Annotated in this window: 2 protein-coding genes; both read right to left on the bottom strand. The window is 39.9% G+C overall.

All coding sequences use genetic code 11. From position 1 onward, the window contains the following. Positions 1-150: 150 nt before the first annotated feature. Positions 151-756, bottom strand: a complete 606-nt coding sequence (locus O9300_RS09970; protein ID WP_147072431.1) for a glycosyltransferase — start codon at positions 754-756, stop codon at positions 151-153. Between the two features lie 201 nt (positions 757-957). Then, positions 958-2514: a CPBP family intramembrane glutamic endopeptidase gene (locus tag O9300_RS09965; protein ID WP_287971499.1), complete on the bottom strand. Its 1557-nt coding sequence runs from the start codon at positions 2512-2514 to the stop codon at positions 958-960. Positions 2515-2791 lie beyond the last annotated feature (277 nt).

Genomic DNA, 2791 nt, shown 5'->3' with positions numbered 1-2791 from the left:
CAGCAAAAAAGGCTCAAACCATTACGGGACAAAGGGTTAACCTCGATTTATGATTTTCCTTGATATATCTGGGTTTCAGCGATTTTGGGCTTCTCGAAGTAAATCCCAAGCGGGGATTGGAGTTGAGGCTTTTCTCGATTTGTTTTTTGTCTAAGTCCCATTAGGAAAATCCTGAACTAATATATTGCAGAGAGCCATATCAGGACTCATCAATCCAGGCTCTCTAAATTTTCGATACCAGATTGGCGATAAGAAAACAGCTATTTCTTTTTTCAAACAATAGCAACTGGTATCGACATGGTGATATTGCTCGTTATAAGCAGGCCATTTACCTAAACTTTCACAGTCATCATGAGCAATAAATTGACCCTGCTCATCGACTATGTTTCTCAGGGCATAGGCCCAATCTAATTGGTCTTGCAGTATCGATTCTACTAACGAAGATACATGGAATGGTTCAAACCAGTTATCTTCATCAAGAAAAATCAAGTAATCGCCATTGGCAATATAGCATGATGAGCCATAAATTCGATGACCGTTGTACCTATTTTTTCCAGTCGGATATGGCAAGGACATGATATGCGTTGGCTTAATTAATTGCATCTCGCTCAATATATTTTGGGCTTTCTCTTCTCTCTCCTTGCCATCAATAACGATCAGATGTTCGATATTGTCATAATCTTGGTCTTGTACACTTTGTAAAGCCTTTTTCAACAAAGGGTTGCCAGTGGTTGGAGTAATAACTGAAACTAACATAATCAAATTATATTACTAAAATTTTCACGACGAAATTATGGATTAGTCTTGTAGGATATCTAGTCAGCAGTTTTTTCAATAAGAACCTGATAGCCTTGGTAGAGGAGTTTGATTTTACAGCCTTCTCTCATCAAGATAAAGTAGAAGGGTATTTGTCATCATCTCTAGACTACCCCGAAAACCAGAGACTTTTGACCTCACCTAACCCGCACCGCTGCCCAATAAAAATAGACTTAACAGGGTGCCGCCATTCCAGAGACTATGAACCAACATCGAGGATAATAAATTTTTCGAGCGGGTGTAAACAAAGCCAAGAACACAACCTAGGACGGTTAAAGGCAGCACTTCTGACAAATTTTGGTGAGCAAGGGCGAAAATCAAACTACTAAGAGCGATCGCAGCCCAGACCGGCAGATAACGAGTCAAAGAAGCTAGTAAAAAGCCGCGAAAGACAATTTCCTCGAAAAAAGGAGCGGCAAGGGAAGCAGTAAAGGCAAAACAGAGTAAAGCGAAGGTATTCTGGGATTCTAGAGCTAAAGTCAGCAGCGGGTTACTGCCCCCTTGTCCTTGCCAAATTAGTTGATTAAGCAAAGAAACGATAATAACGAGGGGTAAAGCGACGAAATAGCCGGCCAATCCCCAGAGAAGCCAAGGACTAAAGAGGTTAAAACGAAACCAATCGGGAGGTAAAGGGCGAAAAGGCTTGATCGCTAGGTATAAAACCGATAAACTGCTCACTGTTAAGGCTAAATAACTAACTACAACGTATATTGCTTTAGCTTCTAGGTTAAATTGTTCGGGATTGAGACTCAAGAAACTCGATAAAATCACGAAAATTACCGGTAAAACAATTTGTCCGACGAAAAAGAAACCGATAATTATTCCCCACCAGAGGGTTTCTCCTCCCCACTTAGTTTGCCAAGCGAGACTATCATCTAAAAAGAGCAGCGATCGCTGTTGACGGAGCAGCCACTGCACTAATAAAAAGATCAACAGCACAACACCGATTAAACCGCCGATAAGAGGCAAAAAAGCCAATAAAATTAGTTTAATTAACGCATTACCCGCCACTTCACTCTGTTCTTCCTCTAAAGCGAGTAAATCCTCTTGACGATTTTCGAGACTATATAATTTTTCCAGAATGGTATAACGAAACCATCCTTGAAAATTGCGCTCGATTCTCGCTTCAGCATCGGGGGCAATTTGGGGGGGTTCACTGTACAATCCCTCTAACAGCAGCGCATTTCGTAAAATAGCAGGCTTATAGTTCTTAAATTCTGATTTTTCCTTGATATCTTGCCAGATTTGCCGTGCTGAATCCAAGTCACCTTGACTAGCTTGAATGAGACTTAATTTTAGCTCTAAATCTTTTAAGGAATTGATTTCGCGCTCAAGAGATTTTTTTTGTTCGGGATTAACTGCTGATTTTTCTAGTTCGATGATTGTTTTTTTGGCACTTTTCTGGGCTGATAAATACTGTTCCTCGGCAGTGGTATAAGGAGCTTCACCGATCAGGGAAGTTTGAATTAATTTAAGATTAGCAAATTCCTCGCTATTAGGGTCAGCATCGCTGCTTAGAGTCGTGGCTTGTAGATTGATATTGGTTTGATATAGTTGAATATTCGATTGGATTTGGGGCTGATTAACACTAGAAATTAAAGCTGTAACTACTGGAGTTAAGGCAATAATTGTTAAGACAAAAGCGATCGCTTGTTTGAGACTTTGCCAGGGGAGTTTTTTTGAGAAATTATCGAACATGAAAATAGTTAAGTGGGAGTTAGGGGTTAGGTGATGGGGTTTTAGGGTTTTAGGGTTTTAGGGTTTTAGGGTTTTAGGGTGTTGGGGTTTTAGTTGAATTCCCCCATTTCCCCATTCCCCTATCCCTAATCCCTATACCCTAATTAGGGCTTGCTGAAAAAGTCATTGAAAAGTACAGGTCTCTTAATCAATGATTTCACTTAGCTACAAGCATAAGCTTTAGTTGTTGATTAATTTTTAAGTTATAACTTATCCTAATCATTGACCGAGAAAAAGT

It is taken from the genome of Microcystis sp. LE19-195.1E (assembly GCF_027532095.1).
GTDB lineage: Bacteria > Cyanobacteriota > Cyanobacteriia > Cyanobacteriales > Microcystaceae > Microcystis > Microcystis aeruginosa.
The sequence above is the reverse complement of the archived record's forward strand: the minus strand, read 5'-3'. Positions and strand labels throughout refer to the sequence as shown.